A 681-nucleotide genomic window follows, 5' to 3' on the forward strand; every position below is an offset into this window, starting at 1 on the left:
AGCATCGGCCGTCGGGCGTCGACGCCAATCCCTATCTGATCGCGGCGACGGTACTGGCCGGCATCGTCAAAGGTCTCGACGAAGGTCTCGACCCCGGACCCGAAACCACCGGCAATGGCTATGAATCGGCAATCACCCGCACGACCATGCCGGTGGACTGGCGCGCCGCGATCGAAGCGGCAAGGGCGTCGACCTTCCTGAAAGGCGCGCTCGGCGAAGACCTGCACCGGACGTTTGTTGCGATCAAGCAATCCGAATATCTGCGCGTCGCGCGCACGGTCAGCGAGCTGGACTATCACCTCTATCTGCACGAGGTGTAGGCGGTCCGTCGGCACAAGTTCAGCGAATCAGGATCGCCCTGAGATCGTTGACATTCGTGCCAGTCGGGCCTGGCACGAAAAGATCGCCGACGGCATTGAAGGCCGTCCAGGCGTTGTTGCCGGCCAGCATAGCCTTGGCATCGACGCCGGCCACGCGCATGCGCGACACCGTCGAACCGTCGGCGAAGGCGCCGGCATTGTCCTCCGAACCGTCAATGCCGTCAGTGTCTGCGGCCAGCGCATGGATGCCTTGTGTGCCGCTGATGCCGACGGCGAAGGCGAGCAGGAATTCCGAGTTGCGGCCGCCCTTGCCTTTGGCACGAAGCGTCACCGTGGTTTCGCCCCCGGAGAGGATCAGCAC

The 681-nt window shown here is 64.0% G+C and carries 1 protein-coding gene and 1 pseudogene; one reads left to right on the forward strand and one right to left on the reverse strand.

Annotated features, from left to right (window positions below; translation table 11 throughout):
• Positions 1 to 320, forward strand: a pseudogene (locus AC1DX0_RS36700) (glutamine synthetase family protein); the annotation flags it as partial.
• A 19-nt stretch (positions 321 to 339) separates the two neighbouring features.
• On the opposite strand, the gene AC1DX0_RS36705 reads toward AC1DX0_RS36700, so the two are convergent.
• Positions 340 to 681: MOFRL family protein (locus AC1DX0_RS36705; protein ID WP_477359523.1), on the reverse strand; the 342-nt coding region annotated here is incomplete at its 5' end.

Source organism: Mesorhizobium sp. P3_A9 (assembly GCF_056402975.1).